Consider the following 19,863-nt stretch of genomic DNA (forward strand, 5'->3'; position numbering starts at 1 on the left):
TGATGGCAACAACAAGGAGCACACGATGAAGACATCACCGCAATCGTCCGACGGCGACAAGCAAGCCGATCCGCACGCGGCCAAACATGCCGATTCGATGCAGGAGGCCGCCGCGCCGCTGCCGCACGAAACCGACCAGCATTCCGAATCACAGCACGAGGACAATCCGCGCCAGATCGGCAAGCAGGCGCACAAGGATGTCGAAAAAGGATTGCAGGACACCGATCGGCGTGGCGGCGGCGAGTACCAGCAGCAGACGCAAAACGACGCGCACGCGGACGTCAATTCGGACGGCAAATCCGACTGACCGTGTAGGCAACGCGTCGGTTGACACGCTTTAGCGCGGCATATGGGCCGGTGGCTTGCGTGCGCTTCTGCGGCTGTTCGCCGGCGCGTTGCCGTGGCTTGCGGGGGCGACGTCCCAATAGGGCGGATCGCCGAAATGCGCGGCAAGGAACTCGATGAACGCGAGCGTCCTCGGCGGCACGAATGCGCGGCTCGGATAGACTGCCCAGATCGCGACGTGGTCGGCGAGCGGGTAGCTGTCCAGCACGCTAACGAGTTCGCCGCTGCGCAGATACGGCGCAACGTCCCACGTCGATTTGAGCGCAATGCCGAAGCCTGCGAGCAGCGCGTCACGGATCACTTCGCCGTTATCCGTGACAAGCCGTCCGCTGACGCGCACGTCGATGGAGCCGGCAGGCGTGACGAATGCCCAGTCGCGCTGACCGGATAGAAGGATGCACTCGTGTTCCACCAGGTCCGACGGGTGATGAGGCGTGCCGCGCGCGGCCAGGTAAGCTGGCGCCGCGCACAGCACGCGCCGGTTCACGGCCAGCTTGCGCGCGACGAGCGACGAATCCTTCAGCGCGCCGATCCGGATGGCCACGTCGATTCCCGCATCGACCAGATCGACCAGCTGGTCGGTCAGCCGCAAGTCCACGCTGACGCCCGGATAGCGGCGCAGAAAGTCGCTGATCACAGGCGACACGTGTTGTCGCCCAAACGACGAGGGCATCGACACCCGCAGCCGCCCCTGCGGCTCTGCCTGCGCGCGTCCGACCGACGCACGCGCGGCCGCGGCGGCGTCGAGCAGCGCTTCGGCACGCGTCATGAACACTTCGCCGTCCTGTGTCAGGCTGACGCGGCGCGTGGTCCGATGCAGCAGCCGCGCGCCCAGCAGTTTCTCCAATTGCGCAAGGCGTGCGCTCGCGACGGCTGCCGACAGTCCGAAATCGCGTCCCGCCGCCGACACGTTGGCGAGCAGCGCGGCCCGCACAAACAGCGCGACATCGAGCAGATCGAGCCGTTCGCGGTCATTCGACGCGGTCTTTGACGAGCCCGTTGTGTCGTTCATTTTCAGGATATTCAAAAGAATGTTTCAGCCATTATGATGGTTTTCCGAAATTAAAAATCCCCTTAGCATGGCGCCACTGGATCGGCAGCGCCGCGTCCCTTGCGCCGTCTGACCGGTCCGCCACTTGATTTGAACAACAGGAGCTCGTATGAAAGCCGTAGGTCTTTATCGCTATCTGCCAATCGATCACGCGGAGTCGCTGGTCGATGTCGACATGGCGCAACCCGAAGCCACGGGCCACGATCTGCTGGTGAAGGTCGAGGCAGTCTCGGTCAATCCCGTCGATACGAAAGTGCGCGCGCCGAAAGACACCGTCGAGAAAGCGCCGCGCGTGCTCGGCTGGGATGCCGCCGGCACGGTCGTCGCGGTTGGCCCGGATGTCAATCTGTTCAAGGTCGGCGATCCGGTGTTTTACGCGGGCAGTATTACGCGGCCAGGCGCGAACAGCGAGTTTCATCTGGTCGATGAGCGGATTGCCGGGCGCAAGCCGGCATCGCTCGATTTCACGCACGCGGCCGCCCTGCCGCTGACGGCGATCACCGCGTGGGAAGCGCTGTTCGACCGGCTCGGCGTGTCGCCGCAAGGGGCGAACGAAGGTCAGTCCGTGCTGATTTTCGGCGGTGCGGGCGGCGTGGGCTCGATCGGTATCCAGCTGGCCAAACAACTCGCCAAGCTGAAGGTGATCGCCACTGCGTCGCGTCCGGAATCGGCGAAATGGGCAAAGGATCTTGGCGCGGATCATATCGTCGATCATTTCGGCGACGTGCCCGCGCAGTTGAAGGAACTCGGCATGGGGCAGGTCGACTACGTGCTGATATTTAACGATACCGACAAGAATTTCCCCGTCGCGGCTGACGTCATCAAGCCACAGGGCGGTATCTGCTCGATCGTCGAAAACAGCAAGCCGGTGCCGGTCGAACTGTTGAAGTCGAAGAGCGCCGCGTTTCACTGGGAATTCATGTTCACGCGTTCCATGTTCGCCACGCCCGACATGATCGAGCAGCATAAACTGCTGACAGAAGTGGCGCGTCTTTTCGATGCGGGTGTGCTGCGCACGACCGTCGGCCAGGACCTCGGCAAGATCAACGCGGCGAATCTGCGCCGCGCGCATCAGATACTCGAAGAAGGGCGCGCGATCGGCAAGCTGGTGTTGACGGGATTCTGATCGCCGTTCCATATTGACGGCCAACCTGGCATACGAGCCGGCGACGCAGCGTTGCGCGCCGGCTCTTTTTGATTGCCGGCGAGGTTGCCGGGCTCATGGCGCGCGTTCTGGCTCGACTCCTCGCTCGCCACATCCCGCACGCAGAAAATGAGGCGCCGCAAGCGGGTTAACACCCGATCCGAGCGCGTCGCACAGCATGTCGCTTGGCGTTAGACTGGTGGGGCATCATGCTAAAACAGTTGCGCGTCTTGCGGCCGGTGGCACCGCAGTCCAACGGGGCGGCATTAGCGTTGGGCGCTGTACAGGCAGTCACGCCGGAAGAGGCGCGCAGCGGCACAACAAGGAGGTGACAGTATGAACTCCCGCTTCAGACTCTCCGCCGTTTCAGTTGCCGTTCCTCTCGCCTGCGCGCTCGCGTCCGGCGTTCTCGCGCCTCTCGCACACGCGGCCACGCCGATCACCGTCACGTCCCAGTCCGCTCTCGACGGCCCGATCCGTTACACGGTGCGCGTCACGTCGAAGCAGTTCGGCGATTCCCAGGAAACACGCACGATCCGCTCTGGCGAGTCGGACGACTTCACGTGGAAAACGGTGCCGCCCGGCGGCGCGGTGCCCGCCACGGACGCGTGCCCGAATTACGCGTCGCTGCCGCTCGACAGCAACGGCGCGATGATTCGCCAGACGCAGATCCGCTTTGCGCCGGTAGTGGGCAGCGACGGAACCGCGACCGTGCAGATGAGCTTTCAGGCGCAGATGCCGCATGGCGTGAAGAGCGTCACGAACGCCGGCAAAACGCTCAAGTGTCCGAACGACGTCACCGTCAGCCAGATTGTGCGCTTCACGATGCCGACCAACGGCAGCACGAAGACGCTCACGCTGAGCGACGGCACCGCCGTGGCGGTCAGCGCGAAGCGCTAGACGCTTCCTGTTAGCGCGCCGACCCGGCGCGTTCAACGAGCCGCGCCGCAAGGAACCGGTGTTCGGCTGAAAAGAGACGCCGATAGGTCAGCAGCACCGCGCCGACCGTGCCCAGCGCGGACGATGCCGCGATCAGGAACATGATCACGATCTGGTATCGCACCGCCTGCAACGGCGACTGTCCTGCGAGCACCTGTCCGGTCATCATGCCGGGCAGGCTCACCACGCCGACCACGGCCATCTGGTTGAGCGTCGGCATCATGCCCGCCCGCACCGCCTGGCGCGCCGGCGCCTGTGCGGCTTCCCAACGCGTCGCGCCAAGCGCAAGCGCCATGTCGACGCGATCGCGCCGCGATGTCAGTTCCTCGGTCATCCGTTCGATGCCGAGCGAGACGCCCGTCAGCGTATTGCCGAGAATCATGCCGAGGATCGGAATGGCATATTGCGGCTCGTACCACGGGTGAATGCGGATCACCGCGAAGAGTCCTACCGCGCCCACGAGCCACGAACTCACCCAGATCGACACCACGCTGTCCGCGCGCTGGCCGGCATAAGTGCGGCTGCCGCGATTCGCCCCGGCAAATCCTGCGATCAGCGTCATCAGGATCATCAGCGGCAACACCACGAACCAGTGGCCGTTGCGGAACACCCAGCCGAGCACGTAGCCGATCGCCAGCAACTGCACGACGGTTCGCACTGCCGCCCATGCGAGCTTGCGTTCCAGATCGAGTTTGAGGGCGACCGAGATCGCGCCGTTCACAACGATCAGCAGCGCCGCAATCGCGACATCCCACAAACTCAGATTCTGCAAGGTCATGGCTGGAGTTCCCCGTGTGCGGACGTGACCGCTGTTTCGTCGAGCACACCGGCGCGCATGCTTAGATGCCGCTCGCTCATGCGCGCCGCTTGCGCAGGATCATGCGAGACCCAGATCGACGCACGACGGCTGCGATCGGCGTCGAACCATGCACGCACCAGCCCCTCGATCGCGAGCGACGACTCCGGGTCGAGCGACGCGGTCGGCTCGTCGAGCAGCAGGACTTCGGGCGCGAGTTGCAGCACGCGGATCAGCGCGGTGATCTGCGCCTCGCCGCCGGATAACTCGCTCGCGTGTTTGTCGAGGAAGTCGTCGCCACGACCGGCCTGCGCGGCGAGACTCGCTGCGCGCGCACGATCGAAGCGCACATCGCGGTAGGCCTGCAGCGCGAACGGATAGCGCAGGTTGTCTTCGACATTCCCGTCGAGCAGCGCGGGACGTTGCCGGATATAAGCCACACTGCGCCGGTAACGCGGAATGCCGGCGCGGGCGACCGGCGCACCGTGCCACAGGATGCGCCCCGCATCGAGTGGATCGAGCAGCGCAAGCGCTCGCAAGAAGACGCTTTTGCCCGAACCGGACGGTCCGCTGATCGCGACACGGTCGCCTGCTTGCAGTGCAAAGGTGGTCGCCTGTAAAAGCATCTGGCCACGCGAGGCTTCGCGCCGCACGATGCCCTCGGCGAGCACGACGGGATCGCCGGCTGTATCCGGTCGCGATGGCGAAGGACGCATCAGGTCTGAAGTGGGTTTCAAGATGTGAGTGGGGTCCTGAAGCTGGTGGGATGATGCGGCAGAAAGCTTATCGCAACGTTAAGCGAGGTTCAGCACTGCGAAAGCGGCATACGCGAGAACCGCTGCGTGGCGGTAAAACGCTGAAAGCCGGGCACGATCCGTGCTATCGAGTCCACACTGTTCAAAAGAAGACGGAGCGGCTCAATGGCAGTGTCGAACACGATCGGAAGACGGATCGGAAAAATCATCGCGTGGCTGGTGGCGATCATTGTCGTTCTCATTGTGGCGCTGGTCATTTTCATCCTCACGTTCGACTGGAATCGCGCACGCCCATATATCAACGACAAGGTGACGCAGGCGATCGGCCGTCCCTTCGCCATCAACGGCGATCTGAAAGTGGGCTGGCGGCATCCGGTCGGCGAAACGGGCTGGCGCGCGTGGGTGCTCTGGCCGCGTTTCTCGGCGGCCAACATCACGGTGGGCAATCCTGATTGGGCCAGGCGTCCGCAATTCGCCACGCTCGACGAGATCGACTTCGAAGTCAAGGTCCTGCCGCTGCTCGCGCATGACATCGTGATCCCCGTCATCAACCTGGTGAATCCGTCGGTCGATATCGAGCGCGTGCTCGACGGCCGCAACAACTGGACGTTCAAGATGGCGTCGTCGAGCGGGCCTTCCGAATGGAAGCTCGACTTGCATGACATCGCCTTTTCGAAGGGCAATATCGCGTTGTCGGACCAGCAGAACAAGGTCGATCTGCAAATGGTCGTGGATACGCTCGGTCAGCCGATTCCGATCGGCGAAGCGATGAAGCAGCAGGAGGAGGCGTCGCGCCGTTCGTCGGCCGACGCAATCGGCAAGGCGGGCGCGAGCAAGCTGACGCAGCAGGCCAACGCGCAGGCAGCGTCCGAGGCCGCGGCGGCTTCCGCCGCTGCCGCCTCGGGCGCTTCGGCGACGGACATCTCCGCGTCGGGCGCCACGCCGGCCACCGGCGCATCGGGTGCGCTGGTGACAGGCGCGGCGAGCGGCGGCGCAATGGCGTCGGCACCGGCATCGAACGCGAGCGGCGCGAATGCGACGGCTGCGTCGAAGCGCGAGATTCCGCCGTATGCGATTGGCTGGACCGTCAAAGGCACTTATAACAGGACGCCGGTATCGGGCAGCGGCAAGGTGGGCGGTGTGCTCGCTTTGCAGGACGCCGACCGGCCGTTCCCGGTGCAGGCCGACGTGAAGGCGGGCGACCTGCATGTCGCGCTGGTCGGAACGATCACCGACCCCGCGCACCTGGCGGCCGTGGATCTACGGCTCTGGCTGCAAGGCAACAGCATGGCGAAGCTCTATCCGCTGACCGGCGTGACGCTGCCGGACACGCCGCCTTATGCAACTGAGGGGCGGCTCGTCGGGCAGTTCAAATCGAGCGGCAACGTTTTTAAATATGAAAATTTTACAGGCCGCGTGGGCGGCAGCGATCTCAATGGCTCGCTGACCTATACGGCGCGTAAGCCGCGTCCGTTGCTTCAGGGCGAACTCGTGTCGCACCTGCTGCGCTTTGCCGACCTCGCGCCGATCGTGGGTGCCGATTCGAATGCCAGCAAGGCCAAACGTGGCGATGCGGCCGCGCAACCCAGCAACAAGGCGCTGCCGGTCGAAGAATTCCGAACCGACCGCTGGAAAGCCATCGACGCCGACGTGAAGTTCACGGGCCGGCGCATCGTGAAGGACGAGAATCTGCCGATCACGGATCTGTACACGCACGTGGTGATGACGGACGGCGTGCTCTCGCTCGAACCGCTGAAATTCGGCGTGGCCGGCGGGTCGCTCTCGTCCAACATTCATCTGGACGGCAGCGGCACGCCGCTGAAGGGCCGTTTCGCGACTTCGGCGCGACATCTGAAGCTCAAGCAACTGTTCCCGAACGTCAAGACGATGCAGAGCGCGCTCGGTGAAATCAACGGCGACGCAGCGTTGACCGCGACCGGCAATTCGCCGGCGGCACTGGCCGCGTCGTCCAACGGTGAGGTCAAGGCGCTGATCACCGACGGTACGGTGAGCCGGCTCATCATGGAAGCCGCGGGCTTGAACGTGGCGAACGTCATCTATGAAAAGCTGTTCGGCAATCGCGATGTGAAGATCAACTGCGCGGCGGCGGACTTCGTCGTCACCAACGGTGTGCTCGATTCACGCATCTTCGCGCTCGACACGGACGACGCGGTCATCGATATCGACGGCAACGTGAACATGCGCGACGAAACGCTGGACCTCGGCGTGCATCCGCATACGAAGGGCTTCCGGATTTTCTCGCTGCGCTCGCCGCTGTATGCGAAGGGCACGTTCAAGGACCCGCACGTGGGCGTCAACGCGGCGGCTCTGGCACTGCGCGGTGGCGCGGCAGTCGGGCTGGGACTGATCAATCCGTTCGCGGCGTTGATTCCGTTGCTTGCGCCGAGCGACAACAAGCCGCTGCCCTGCACGCAGTTGCTCCAGCAGGTGCGGCAGGCGCCGACAGCACCGCCGCCGGGCGTCAAGCAGCAACCGAAGCCGGCGATCTCGCTGGAAGGCGCGCCGGTGAACAAGTCGTCGAGCGGGTCTTCGTCGGCGCCGGGCGCTGCGTCACGCAAGCCGGCGGTCATGTCGCCGGCGAGCGCCGCCGAGTACAAGGGGAGCTGAAGATGCCGATCGTATTGCCCGCCAACTGGCTAGGCTGGCTGCTGGGCAGCGGGTTGGCCTTCGCTTTCCTTTGGATAATCAGTGTGCCGCCGATGCGTGAGCGCGTCGGCGAGACGTTGGCCGAGTAGGCGGGGCAGTGGGAAAGACGCCTGCGTGACTGACAGGCGGGTTGAATCAGATAACCTGGCTCGCGTCGTCTAGCGCAGCGAGCGTGGCGCGGCATCACCGGCCGCATCCTGCCGACGAACACCGCGACGGGCACCCACGCGGGTGGCGCCGAATTCCGTCAGGATCTTGCCGCGGGCGCGGCTTGCGAACACAAGAAAACCGAAACCGTCGGCCTCGTACCAGTAGCCGCCGTTTTCGAGACCGTCGAGCGGTTGCTCCAAGGCGTTCGTAATGGATTCGACACAGCGCCGCCGCAACTCCGCGGGCGCCGGGTAGGGCGGTTGCGCGCCACGCACGCTGCATAGGAGCACATCGAGCCCAGGCAACACATGCGCGTACAGTACCGGCTCGTCTTGCGCGCGAGCGCGCGCAATCTTGGTATCGAGCTGGCCGAACGGCTTGAAATGCCGTAGCACCGCGAGAAACGACTCATCGCCGTCCACCTTCGCGCGCCTACGCTTTTTCGGGAAGGACATAAAAATTCGCCTGAAAAAGAATTGCAGAAAACGCAGCGTCCTCATGCGACAACTCCCGGCTTCGCGCGCCGCACGTCGATCTTTTATAGCATACGACAAGGCCGGATTCACGGTGATTCGACGACTGCGCCGCCTCACCGCTCACCGCACGAATCATGCCGAACCGCCTCGCCGCGCGCTTTCACATTCCAGCACATGTGTCTCCATTCACTTCAATCATAGACGCACGAGGCCGCAAAAAAACATCTCCCATCAATAAAAAAGTCAGTTTTGTGTGAGCGGCCGCCCGTCGGCGCTCCGTTGAAATATCTCGAATTCGCGTCGATAATGGCCCGTCCGGCTGCACTGCGTCGTGTCCGCCAGTCCGTTGTCAGGCATTCGTCTTCAGGGCGGAGGCGACCGGTCTCGCGGGCCGCTGCGGCTTGAACGACCTTTGGGCGAACATGAAACTATCCACCAAGGGTCTGCTGCTGATTGCAGTGCCGAGCGTGCTCGAGCTGGCGCTTCTTGGCGTCGTCTTCGATACCCAGGAACAGACGGCTCAGGCCGCGCAATGGGTCAACAATAGCAAGCAGATCCTTTATCAGTCGTCGGCTATCGTCGATCCGCTCCTGCGTCAGGCTGCGCGCGTGCGCACGGGCATGGCGGTCGGCGATCCGTCGTTCATCGACCGCCATACGGTATGGGTCGATGTGGGCGACCGTCTTGCCAATCTCGACGCACTCGTGGCCGACACACCGCAACAGGTCGCTCGCGTGCAAAAGATGAAGCAGGCGATCGACGCATACCGTCTTCAGACCGTTTCCATTTCGCAAGCGTTGCATGCGGGCCAGAGCCCAGGGTCGTTCGTCGCGCTGGAGACGGGCGCGCTGCCTCGGCAGATCGCCGTTTTTCGAGACGAGCTTGCTGCGTTCGGCGAAGAAGCGTCGCGTCTCGATGCCGCGCGCGGCGCGGCGCTCGCGCGGCGTCGCGAGCGTCAGCAGTATGCGCTGATGGCTGCCGTCCTCGGCTCCATGCTGGTCTGGGCGGCCACCGCAGCGGTGTTCGCGCGCAGCATCGGCCGGCGGCTCGAAGTGCTGACCGGCAATGCCGAGCGGCTTGGCGGCGATCGCCCGCTGGCGCCGCCGCTCTCCGGCAACGATGAGATCGCCGCGCTCGACGCCGTGCTCCATCAGACCGGCGCGCGGCTGCGTGCCGCGGAGAGCGAGCAGGCGAAGCTGAAGGCGCGGCTCGAAACGCGCGCGCAGGAACTTGCGGGCGTCAACGAAGAGTTGCGCCAGGAAACGCAGGACAACGAGATGTTCATTTACAGCGTGTCGCATGACCTGCGCTCGCCGCTGGTGAATCTGCAAGGGTTTTCTAAGGAACTGCAGGTGTCGTGCGACGAGTTGAACGAGATCGTCGCCGGCGCCGGACTGCCGGAGCACGAACATCGACGCATGGCGCATATCCTCGAAGGGGACGTGCGCGAGTCCTTGCAGTATCTGCGCACGGCCGTCACGCGCGCAGCGGCGATCATCGACGCGCTGTTGCGCATCTCGCGCGCCGGCCGCCTCGAATACCAGTGGCAGCGGGTGAGCGTGGGCCGCGTGGTGAACCGGGTGGTCGATGCGCTCCAGCCGTCGATCGCCCAGCACGCGGCCGTCGTCACCGTGCGCGAGTTGCCGCCGGTATGGGGCGACCCGAGCGCGATCGAGCAGATTTTCAGCAACCTGATCAGCAATGCGCTGAATTACCTCGATTCGTCGCGTCACGGGCGAATCGAGGTCGGCGCACTGGAACCCGAACCGGTCGACGAAACCGAACCGCACGCCGTGCGCATGCGCACCTATTACGTGCGCGACAACGGCCTCGGCATTCCGGCCGCCTACATGTCGAAAGTGTTTCGCGCATTTCAGCGCCTGCACGGCGAGGTGGCGCGCGGCGACGGAATCGGCCTTGCAGTGGTGCGGCGAACCGTCGAACGGCACGGCGGCCGCGTGTGGGTCGAGTCGGCAGAAGGGGCGGGGTCGACGTTCTTTGTCGTGTTACCCGAGCAGCCCACGCGCATGTGATGCGCGGCGCCACATGGACAATGGTGTGGAGAAACAAAAAGGGCAGGCATAATCAGGGTGTTAGCACGGAGGGCATATGAGTCACGGGGAAACGGTCAGCATCGTGCTGGTCGAAGATGACGACGGCCACGCCACGCTCGTAGAGCGTAATTTGCGCCGCGCCGGCGTCACGAACTGTTTCGTGCGCTTTCGCGACGGGCAGGAGGCGCTGGCCTATTTTTTTGGACCGCTCCCGGCGTCCTCATCCGATGTCGCAGCGAGCGCCGCCGCATTGACCACCGACGCCGGTCTCGCCGCCAACCCGGCACCGCAGGCTGCGGCTCATACGCTTCCGTCGCGCGAAGATCTGACGAACTTCGTCGTCCTGCTCGATCTGAAAATGCCGCGCGTGGACGGGTTTGAAGTGCTTCGGCGGCTCAAGGAATCGCCACAAACGGCGGCCGTGCCGGTCATCATCCTGACCACGACCGACGACCCGCGCGAGATTGCGCGCTGCTATGAACTCGGCTGCAACGTCTACATTACGAAGCCGGTTGAATACGATGCGTTCATTGAGGCCGTGCGCCGCCTCGGGTTCTTTCTTCAGGTGGTGAAGCTTCCGCCGGGGCATCGGCTCGCTGCGCATTGACGCAAGCGTCGCGTGAAGCCGCCTGAAACATGCACGTCGCAAGATCAACATCCGACCTCGTCATAGAAGACTCCGCATGACCGAAGATGTGTCCACGCAGCATGCCGCGTACGTACTCGTCGTCGATGACGACGAAGGCATTCTGCGCCTCGCTCGTAAATCGCTCGAACGGGCCGGGTGCCGCGTCGCGCTCTGCTCCAGTGCCGACGCCGCGCGTGAACGGCTTACCGCTGGCGGCCCCGACCTGCTCGTGCTCGACTACCAGCTAAGCGGGCCCGAAACCGGGCTCGACTTCTTTCGCCGGTTGCGCTCGGAAGGTGTGCGGATTCCCGCCATCCTCGTGACCGGTTTCACGGACGAGTCGCGTGTGATCGAAGCGTTGCGCGCGGGCGTCTCGGACGTCGTGCCTAAATCGGGCGGCTATCTGGATTATCTGCCGGAGGCGGTGGAGCGCGCGCTGTCACAAGTGCGTCTGCAACGTGCGTCCGACGAAGCGTTGCTGCTGCGTGACCGTGAACAGCATTACCGCACGCTGTCCGAAGCTTTGCCGCATCTCGTGTTGACCTGCAACGCCGCGGGCGATTGCGATTTTTTGTCGAAGCAGTGGTACGACTACACCGGCTTGCCGGAAAACAGTTCGTACGGGCTCGCGTGGCTCGACGCCGTGCATCCGGACGACTGCGAAGAGATCCGTCGTAGCTGGCTCCATGCGGCGGGCGGCAACACCGGCGACTATCGGCATGAGATGCGGATTCGCCGTGACGATGGCGAATACCGCTGGTTCGACGTACGCATGGTCGCCATGCGCGATGCAGAGGGCAACATCAGCAAATGGTTCGGCAGTTGCACGGACGTCCACACGCAGCGCGAGGCGATCGAGGAGCGCGAGCGGCTGCTTGCTTCCGAGCAGGCCGCGCGCCAGACCGCCGAGGAGGCCAACCGGGCCAAGGACCGTTTTCTGGCCATGCTGTCGCACGAGTTGCGCACGCCACTCACGCCGGTACTCGCCGGCGCGAGCATGCTGGAGCGCATGGCGGACTTGCCGGAGCCGGTGCGTTCCAGCGTGCGCATGATCCGCCGCAACGTCGAACTGGAGGCGCGGCTGATCGACGACCTGCTCGATCTGACGCGCGTGGCGAACGGCAAGCTGCGACTGTCGCTCGAAACCGTGGATGTGCACGAAATGATGGACAGCGTGCTCGACCTGTTTCGCAGCGAAATTCAGGTCAAGCAGCAGGACGTGCATGTGCACAAGAACGCGAAGCATCATTACGTGCTCGCCGACCGCGCGCGTTTGCAGCAGATGCTCTGGAATCTGATCCGCAACGCCGCGAAGTTCACGCCGGACGGCGGCCATATCTACGTGCGCACGCGCGACGAGCGCATGCACGTGCAGATCCTCGTCGAAGATACGGGTATTGGTATCGAGCCCGAACAGATCGGCAAACTCTTCAATGCATTCGAGCAGGGCAGTCAGAACATGACACGCCAGTTCGGCGGCCTGGGTCTCGGGCTTGCGATCACGAGAGCACTGACCGACGCGCACGGCGGCACGGTCATGGCACAGAGTCCCGGTGCGCACTGTGGCGCAACCTTCACCATTACACTGCCGACCGCAGCCGCGCCCGAGCCGGTGCTGCCAGTGGCGGAGCCCGACCAGGTGCATCCGGCAGGTCTGCTGACTATTCTGCTGATCGAGGATCACCTCGATACCGCCGAGGTCATGGAGCAACTGATCCGCAGCCTGGGTCACGATGTCACGACGGTGGGTCGTGTGGACGACGCACTGGCTGCCACGCAGTTACAGACGTTCGATCTGGTCGTGAGCGACGTCGGGTTGCCGGACGGCACCGGCCTCGATTTCATCAAGGCCTTCCGCGAGCACTCGGATGCGCCGGCTGTTGCGCTGACTGGCTTCGGTACAGACGAAGACGTGCGGCGTTGTCTGAGCGCCGGCTTTACGTCGCATCTGACGAAGCCGGTTAATTTCAGTCAGCTTGAGACAATGATCGAGAGTGCGGTGAAGCGGAAAGGGACGACCGACGCGTCCCACTGAGAGATGCTACTGCCCGTGATGCACGGGACGGTGCATGCAGCGTGGCGGCATCAGGCAAGTCAGGGGCCGCTTGAGCGGCTGCATGAGCGGCTACCTGAGCGACCACCCGGTCATGCAAAAGATGCGAAAGGCCTGTTGCGCGTGAATCGCAACAGGCCTTTTACCGCGCTCGCCAACGAGCGCCGTACGTGTGACGTGCTTCTACGCTTAACGCGGCGGCGCGTTCTTGAGCGAGTCGCGAATTTCACGCAGCAGCAGCACGTCTTCCGGCGTGGGCGGCGGCGCGGGCGGTGCTTCGACCGGCTTACGCAGATTGTTGATGAACTTGACCATCAGGAAAATGATGAAAGCCAGAATGATGAAGTTGATCGCCACCGTAATGAACGAGCCATAACCGAACACGGCCACGCCTGCCGTTTGCAGATCTTTATACGATTCAGGACTGCCTTTGAAACTGGGCGGTATCTCGCCGAGCCTGATGAACTTGTTGGAGAAATCAAGGCCGCCAGTAGCAAGACCGACCACTGGCATGATCAGGTCTTTAACAACCGAATTGACGATGGTGGAAAACGCGCCGCCGATAATCACACCGACTGCGAGATCCATCACATTGCCTTTGAGAGCAAATTCCTTGAATTCCTTGATCATGCTCATAGAGGTTCCTCCTGGACATCGATAGTCGAATGATACCAACCTGAGAGGGATAGGCTAGCCCCTCACGCAGGAAAAACCCGGATTGAATTGTCATTCGGGAAACTGCGACCCGCTATGGCGCGCACGTTCCAGATGCGCGGCAAAACTGACCGGGTCGGTATTGGTGCCGCACAGCAGCACGCCCACGCGCTTGCCACGCACCTCGTCACGCAACGGTCCCAGCAACGCGGCCGTTGCCGCCGCGCATGCGGGCTCGACTGCAAGCTTCAGTTGTCCGAACAAGGTGAGCATGGCGGAGCGCAACTGATCGTCCGATACCGTTACGAGCTGATCGATATGACGGCGGCACAACTCATAGCTATATTGCTCGGTGTGCGGCGCCATCAGCGAATCGGCAATGCTGTGCATCGGGCCCATCTTTACCGTGTGATTGGCGGCAAAGCTCTTGCCCATGGCGTCCGCGCCTTCAGGTTCGACACCGTAAAGATGCACACGCGGATTCGCAAGACGCATGGCGGTCGACACGCCCGCCGCGAGTCCGCCGCCGCCGATCGGCACGATCACCGCTTCGAGGTCCGGCGTTTGCGTGGTCCACTCGTAACCGAGCGTGGCCGAGCCGAGCACCGTGCGATAACCGTTGAACGGATGCACGAAGTAGCGGCCTTCTTCCGCCTCGATGCGACGCACGAGTTCGAACGCTTCGGCGAGGTCCTCGGCGTAGACGATCTCGGCGAGATATTGGCGGCACAGCGCGACACGCGCCGGATTGGCGCCTCTGAACAGAACGACCTTCGCGCTGATCCCCAGCCGCATGGCCGCATAGGCGACGGCCACCGCATGATTGCCGCCCGACACGCAGGTCACGCCCGCGCTGCGTTGTGCGTCCTCGAGGGCGAGCAGGTTGCTGAACGCGCCGCGCGCCTTGAAGCTGCCACCCGCCTGCAGCAGTTCGAATTTGAAATTCACCACTGTGCCTTCGAGCGAGGCGAAGTCTTGCCGGTCTAAAACCGGCGTGCGTGTGACCCACGGCGACAACGCAAAATGCTGGGACGCGATGTCGTCGAGCGACGGGATCGGCTCGCCGTCGATCGTTTGAGCGGTGTGCGGCGGGATGGCGGCTGACATGGCGTGGGCGCGGTTCTCTGGATAGAAGTCGGACTCTTGTTAAACGTCAGTCGGTTTCACTGCGCGTGGGCCTCGACCGACATGCTGTGAATGAATTTCTGCAGGAAGCGCTCGCACGCGGCGAGCTGGTCCAGCGCAACGAATTCATTCGCTTTGTGCGCCTGTTGAATATCGCCAGGCCCGCACACAATGCTCGGAATGCCGGCTAGTGAAAAGAGTCCGGCCTCGGTGCCATACGCGACCTTGCGCTTGTCCTGATCGGCAGTGAGCGCGCGCACGAGTTGGGTAATCGCGGCCTGTTCGGACGAATCGAGTCCGGGCGCCGCCGCAATTCGGGTTAGCTCGATGGCCCCCGACGGATGCTCGCGCAGCATTTTCGGCAACAGCGTCTGCTGTGCGTACTGCTGGATACGCGCGAAGATCGGCTCCGGATCGAGCGTGGGCAGATTGCGGAATTCGAACTGGAACTTGCACTCGGCCGGCACCGTGTTGATGGCGTTGCCGCCTGTGATGGTGCTGGTCTGCGCGGTGGTGAAGGGCACGTCGTACAGTTCATCGAACGGACCCTGTTCACGGAACTGGTCGGCCATGTCACGGATGTAGCAGATCAGACGCGCGGCGTATTCGATTGCGTTCAGGCCCTTCGGCGTCAGCGACGAATGCGCCGCCTGCCCACGTACGCAACACTGGTAGGCGTTAATGCCTTTGTGCGCGACGATCGGGCGCATGCTGGTCGGTTCACCGACGATGCAGCCGTCCGGCTTCACACCGCGCTTCATCAGGTCGGCGATCAGCAGCGGTGCGCCCACACAGCCTACTTCCTCGTCGAACGAGAGCGCAAAGTGAATCGGCTTGGCGAGCTTCGTGCGTTGCATGTCGGGCACGAGCGAAAGCGCCGCGCCAATAAAACCCTTCATGTCACAGGTGCCGCGGCCATAAAGTTTGTCGCCGCGAATTTCCGGTTTGAACGGGTCACTGTCCCATTGCTGGCCATCGACGGGGACGACATCCGTGTGGCCGGACAGCACCACGCCGCCGTTCGTTTCGCCGTCGTGCGCCGGAATGGTGGCAAACAGGTTGGCCCATTTGCCGCTCTCGTCGGTGGTGAGCGTCGATTCGACGCCGGCCGCGCGCAGTTCGTCGCGCACGGTTTCGATAAGTCCAAGATTGGGATTGCGGCTGACCGTGTCCATTGACACGAGTCGGGTGACCCACGCAAGCGAAGCAGGAGACTGGGAAGATTGCTGTGACGACTGCGCTGATTCAGCGACGTGAGACATGACAAGACTCCGGCATTGGGGTCTTTCGATCATACCCAAAAAAAACTCTACCGTATGCGGCAGAGCGCGTTGCGCACCGCAGCACGGACCGACGGGGCTGGCGGAAAAGCGCGATACGTACCCCGCTTTTACGCCATGCCGTGACGCCTCAAGTCATGACCGGGTGCAGAATTCAGCAGGCGGTCAGCGCGCGGCCGCGCTGACCGCTGCCGTCCCACGACCCGGCGTGCCGAGCGCGCGCAACGTTTCCTTCACGGTAGCCACGCGCACTGCGAGATCGGGGCTGCGCGTTTCAATGCGCAGCTTGTCCTGTCCCGCGAGCTTGATGTGCTTGTGTTTCTGCACCATTTCAATGATCCGCATTGCGTCGATCGGCGGATTCGGGATGAACTGCAAGCCGATCACGGCTTCGCCCGCGTCGATCTTCGAAATGCCCAAAGGCTTTGCGGCGAGCCGCAAGCGATGGGTCTCGATCAGCGCGTGCGCCTGCGGCGGCAGCTTGCCGAAACGGTCGATCAACTCCTCCTGAATGCCGTCGATCGAATCGTTGTGCTCGCAATTAGCCAGACGCTTGTAAAGCGACAAACGCTCCTGCACGTCGCCGCAATAATCGGCGGGCAGAATGGCGGGCGCATGCAGATTGATCTCGGTCGTGGCGGCGAGCGGCGCGGTCAGGTCTGGCTCCTTGCCTTCCTTGAGTGCCTTCACTGCGTCGTTCAGCATGTCGGTGTAAAGCTGGAAACCGATCTCCTGAATCTCGCCCGATTGTTTGTCGCCGAGCACTTCGCCCGTGCCGCGAATTTCCAGGTCGTGCATCGCGAGATAGAAGCCCGAACCGAGTTCCTCCATCTGCTGGATGGCTTCGAGACGACGCTGCGCCTGCCTCGTCAGCCCTTGCGGATCGTGCACGAGCAGATACGAATAAGCCTGGTGATGCGAGCGGCCCACCCGCCCGCGCAACTGGTGCAACTGGGCAAGGCCGAACTTGTCCGCGCGATGGATCAGGATGGTGTTGGCGCTGGGCACGTCGATACCGGTTTCGATAATCGTCGTGCACAGCAGAACATTCGCACGCTGCGCGACGAAGTCACGCATCACGCGTTCGAGTTCGCGTTCGTGCATCTGACCGTGCGCCACCGCGATCCGCGCTTCGGGCACGAGCGCTTCGAGCATCTGCCGGCGATTCTCGATCGTCTCCACTTCGTTGTGCAGAAAGTAAACCTGGCCGCCGCGCTTCAATTCGCGCAGCATGGCTTCACGGATTACGCTGTCTTCCTCGCGACGCACGAACGTCTTGATCGCGAGGCGCTTTTGCGGCGCGGTGGCGATCACCGAGAAATCGCGCAAACCTTCGAGCGCCATGCCGAGCGTGCGTGGAATCGGCGTGGCGGTGAGCGTGAGCACGTCGACTTCCGCGCGCAGCGCCTTCAATGCTTCTTTCTGACGCACACCGAAGCGGTGCTCCTCGTCGATGATCACGAGGCCGAGCCGCTTGAACTGCACGTCGGAGGAGAGCAGCTTGTGCGTGCCGATCACGATATCGACACTGCCTTCGTTGATCTGCTGGATTGCCGCGTTGACTTCCTTCGTGGACTTGAAGCGCGACAGTTCGGCAATGCGTACCGGCCAGTCGGAGAAGCGGTCCGTGAAGGTTTGCGTGTGCTGTTCGGCGAGCAGCGTGGTGGGCGAGAGCAGCGCGACCTGTTTGCCGCCCATGACCGCGATGAACGCCGCGCGCAACGCCACTTCCGTCTTGCCGAAGCCGACGTCGCCGCACACGAGGCGGTCCATTGGTTTGCCGCTCGTCATGTCGCCGATCACGGCGGCAATCGCGGCGGCCTGGTCTGGTGTTTCCTCGAAGCCGAAGCTTTCGGCGAACTTCACGTAGTCCTTCGGTTCGAGCGCGAACGCATGGCCCGAGCGTGCTGCGCGGCGTGCGTACAGGTTCAGCAGTTCGGCTGCCGTGTCGCGGATCTGCTGGGCGGCCTTGCGCTTGGCCTTTTCCCACTGGCCCGAGCCGAGCGAATGCAACGGCGCGCTTTCCGGATCGGCGCCGCTATAGCGCGAAATCACGTGAAGCTGCGCAACGGGCACGTACAGCTTGCTGTCGCCCGAATACTCGAGATGCAGGAACTCGGTCTCGCCTTCACCGAGATCCATGGTGACGAGGCCCATATAGCGGCCAATGCCGTGCTGTGAATGAACGACGGGGTCGCCCACTTTCAGCTCGGACAGATCGCGCACCATCGAATCGACGTTGCTCGCCTGTTCCTGACGGCGGCGCCCCGCGCGCCGTGCGAGCGGCCCGTAAATCTCGGTCTCGGTGATGATCGCGATGCCGTCGGCGGGCACGGCAAAGCCATTGGCGAGCGGCGCGACGCCGAGCGAAAAACGGGCGTCGCTTTGCAGCCAGTCATGGAAGCTGTCGCTCGAAGCGGGTCTTAGTTGATTGTCCGCGAGCAGTTGCAGCAGCGTTTCGCGCCGGCCGGCCGACTCGGCGGCAAACAGCACGCGGTTCGGCGTGGTGTCGAGGTAGGTTCGCAGCGCCGCGACCGGATCTTCCGCGTGACGGTCGATCGCAAGATTCGGCAACGGGATGGACCAGCCGCCGCCTGCGTTGGCCGGTAGCACGAGTCGCGCAAACGGCTTGGCGAGCGTGAAGAAATCCTCGTCTGACAGAAAGAGCCGCTGCGGTTCGAGAATCGGCCGGTCGCGATCGTGCGACAGGAAGTTGTAGCGCTGCTTCGTGTCGTTGCTAAAGCGCCGGATCGCCGCGTCCAGATCGCCGACGAATGCGAGTTGCGCGCCTTCGGGCAGATAGTGGAACAGCGTGGCGGTGTCGTCGAAGAACAGCGGCAGATAGTATTCGATGCCGGCGGACGGCACGCCGTTGCCGATGTCTTTATAGATCGACGCGCGGCTCGGGTCGCCCTCGAAGGTTTCGCGCCAGCGGCTGCGAAAGGCGGTGCGCGCCGCTTCGTCGAACGGGAATTCACGGCCGGGCAACAGACGCACGTCTTTCACCGGGTACAGGCTGCGTTGCGTGTCGGGATCGAACGCGCGGATCGAGTCGACCTGATCGTCGAACAAGTCGATCCGGTAGGGCAGTGGCGAGCCCATCGGATAAAGATCGAGCAGCGAGCCGCGCACGCAGTATTCGCCCGGACGCACGACCTGGCTCACGTGCTCGTAGCCGGCGAGCGTCAGTTGCGCCTTGAGTCTGGCTTCGTCCAGACGCTCGCCCTGCGAGAACGCGAACGTATAGGCCGCGAGGAACGACGCGGGCGGCATCCGGTAGAGTGCCGTGGTGGCGGGCACGAGCAGGATGTCGCAGCGGCCTTCGCCGAGATCGTGCAGCGTGGCGAGGCGCTCGGAAACGAGGTCCTGGTGTGGCGAAAAGGTATCGTAAGGCAGCGTTTCCCAGTCGGGCAACAGGCGCACCCGCGCTTCGGGCGCAAAAAAGCCGATTTCCTGCGACAGGCGCTGCGCGTCGACGGCGCTTTCACACACGACCGCCAGCAGCGGCACTTTCTGCCGGTAAGCGAGGTGGTAGCGGGCGATCAGCAGCGCATCGGACGAGCCATGCGTGCCGTCGAAGGCGAAACGCTGGCCGGGCTTGACTAGCGCGACAGGCGGGGCGTACTGCGATAATGCGGCGTTGTCTGGCATAAATGAGAAAAAGCGGCCTTGGGCTCACACGTGATCGGCAAGTTTACGCGTGTCGGGGCGTGGATGCGAAGCACCTATTATAAAATCCGTCTTTT

The 19,863-nt window shown here is 63.3% G+C and carries 16 protein-coding genes; 8 read left to right on the forward strand and 8 right to left on the reverse strand.

Annotation, left to right across the window (positions count from 1 at the left end):
• Positions 1 to 25 precede the first annotated feature (25 nt).
• Positions 26 to 307: a hypothetical protein gene (locus tag AAGS40_RS06590; protein ID WP_345813981.1), complete on the forward strand. Its 282-nt coding sequence runs from the start codon at positions 26 to 28 to the stop codon at positions 305 to 307.
• Between the two features lie 30 nt (positions 308 to 337).
• Here the strand turns inward: AAGS40_RS06590 and AAGS40_RS06595 are convergent, their stop codons facing one another.
• Positions 338 to 1,357, reverse strand: a complete 1,020-nt coding sequence (locus tag AAGS40_RS06595; protein ID WP_345813983.1) for a LysR family transcriptional regulator — start codon at positions 1,355 to 1,357, stop codon at positions 338 to 340.
• Between the two features lie 148 nt (positions 1,358 to 1,505).
• On the opposite strand from AAGS40_RS06595, the gene AAGS40_RS06600 reads away from it, so the two are divergent.
• Both AAGS40_RS06600 and AAGS40_RS06605 read left to right on the forward strand, forming a co-directional pair.
• Positions 1,506 to 2,522 carry a zinc-binding alcohol dehydrogenase family protein gene (locus AAGS40_RS06600; protein WP_345813984.1) on the forward strand — a complete coding sequence of 339 codons (1,017 nt, stop codon included), beginning with the start codon at positions 1,506 to 1,508 and terminating at the stop codon, positions 2,520 to 2,522.
• A gap of 354 nt (positions 2,523 to 2,876) precedes the next feature.
• Complete coding sequence (locus tag AAGS40_RS06605) at positions 2,877 to 3,440, forward strand: DUF6013 family protein (protein ID WP_345813986.1); 564 nt, start codon at positions 2,877 to 2,879, stop codon at positions 3,438 to 3,440.
• Between the two features lie 10 nt (positions 3,441 to 3,450).
• Here AAGS40_RS06605 and fetB read toward each other — a convergent pair whose 3' ends face one another.
• Both fetB and AAGS40_RS06615 read right to left on the reverse strand, forming a co-directional pair.
• Entirely contained in the window at positions 3,451 to 4,257 is an 807-nt protein-coding gene (fetB, locus tag AAGS40_RS06610) for an iron export ABC transporter permease subunit FetB (RefSeq protein ID WP_345813988.1), read from the reverse strand.
• Positions 4,254 to 4,991: an ATP-binding cassette domain-containing protein gene (locus tag AAGS40_RS06615; RefSeq protein WP_345814297.1), complete on the reverse strand. Its 738-nt coding sequence runs from the start codon at positions 4,989 to 4,991 to the stop codon at positions 4,254 to 4,256. Before AAGS40_RS06615 ends, fetB begins: the two co-directional genes overlap by 4 nt.
• Before the next feature lie 204 nt (positions 4,992 to 5,195).
• Between AAGS40_RS06615 and AAGS40_RS06620 the strand changes: the two genes are divergently transcribed.
• Positions 5,196 to 7,658 (forward strand): AsmA family protein, encoded by a 2,463-nt coding sequence (locus tag AAGS40_RS06620; RefSeq protein WP_345813990.1) that lies wholly within the window; start codon positions 5,196 to 5,198, stop codon positions 7,656 to 7,658.
• 2 nt (positions 7,659 to 7,660) lie between these two features.
• A complete protein-coding gene (locus tag AAGS40_RS06625) occupies positions 7,661 to 7,786 on the forward strand; it encodes a hypothetical protein (protein ID WP_345813991.1) in 126 nt (41 codons plus the stop codon).
• 69 nt (positions 7,787 to 7,855) lie between these two features.
• On the opposite strand, the gene AAGS40_RS06630 is transcribed toward AAGS40_RS06625, so the two are convergent.
• Positions 7,856 to 8,347 (reverse strand): hypothetical protein, encoded by a 492-nt coding sequence (locus AAGS40_RS06630; RefSeq protein ID WP_345813993.1) that lies wholly within the window; start codon positions 8,345 to 8,347, stop codon positions 7,856 to 7,858.
• Positions 8,348 to 8,745: 398 nt separating this feature from the next.
• Here AAGS40_RS06630 and AAGS40_RS06635 point away from each other — a divergent pair, with 398 nt between their 5' ends.
• The 3 genes from AAGS40_RS06635 (at position 8,746) to AAGS40_RS06645 (ending at position 13,040) form a co-directional block, all read left to right on the forward strand.
• Entirely contained in the window at positions 8,746 to 10,356 is a 1,611-nt protein-coding gene (locus AAGS40_RS06635; RefSeq protein WP_345813995.1) for an ATP-binding protein, read from the forward strand.
• Between the two features lie 76 nt (positions 10,357 to 10,432).
• Positions 10,433 to 10,984 (forward strand): response regulator, encoded by a 552-nt coding sequence (locus AAGS40_RS06640; protein WP_345813997.1) that lies wholly within the window; start codon positions 10,433 to 10,435, stop codon positions 10,982 to 10,984.
• A 76-nt stretch (positions 10,985 to 11,060) separates the two neighbouring features.
• Positions 11,061 to 13,040 (forward strand): response regulator, encoded by a 1,980-nt coding sequence (locus AAGS40_RS06645; protein ID WP_345813998.1) that lies wholly within the window; start codon positions 11,061 to 11,063, stop codon positions 13,038 to 13,040.
• A 207-nt stretch (positions 13,041 to 13,247) separates the two neighbouring features.
• Here AAGS40_RS06645 and mscL read toward each other — a convergent pair whose 3' ends face one another.
• From mscL to mfd, 4 genes are all read right to left on the reverse strand, one after another.
• A complete protein-coding gene (mscL, locus tag AAGS40_RS06650) occupies positions 13,248 to 13,694 on the reverse strand; it encodes a large conductance mechanosensitive channel protein MscL (RefSeq protein ID WP_345813999.1) in 447 nt (148 codons plus the stop codon).
• Between the two features lie 90 nt (positions 13,695 to 13,784).
• Complete coding sequence (locus AAGS40_RS06655) at positions 13,785 to 14,819, reverse strand: threonine/serine dehydratase (RefSeq protein WP_345814001.1); 1,035 nt, start codon at positions 14,817 to 14,819, stop codon at positions 13,785 to 13,787.
• A 56-nt stretch (positions 14,820 to 14,875) separates the two neighbouring features.
• Positions 14,876 to 16,099: an acetylornithine deacetylase gene (gene argE, locus AAGS40_RS06660; protein WP_345814002.1), complete on the reverse strand. Its 1,224-nt coding sequence runs from the start codon at positions 16,097 to 16,099 to the stop codon at positions 14,876 to 14,878.
• Positions 16,100 to 16,282: 183 nt separating this feature from the next.
• On the reverse strand, positions 16,283 to 19,768 hold the full coding sequence (gene mfd, locus AAGS40_RS06665) for a transcription-repair coupling factor (protein ID WP_345814004.1): 3,486 nt from the start codon (positions 19,766 to 19,768) through the stop codon (positions 16,283 to 16,285).
• Positions 19,769 to 19,863: the final 95 nt, after the last annotated feature.

The organism is Paraburkholderia sp. PREW-6R (genome assembly GCF_039621805.1).
Classification (GTDB): domain Bacteria; phylum Pseudomonadota; class Gammaproteobacteria; order Burkholderiales; family Burkholderiaceae; genus Paraburkholderia.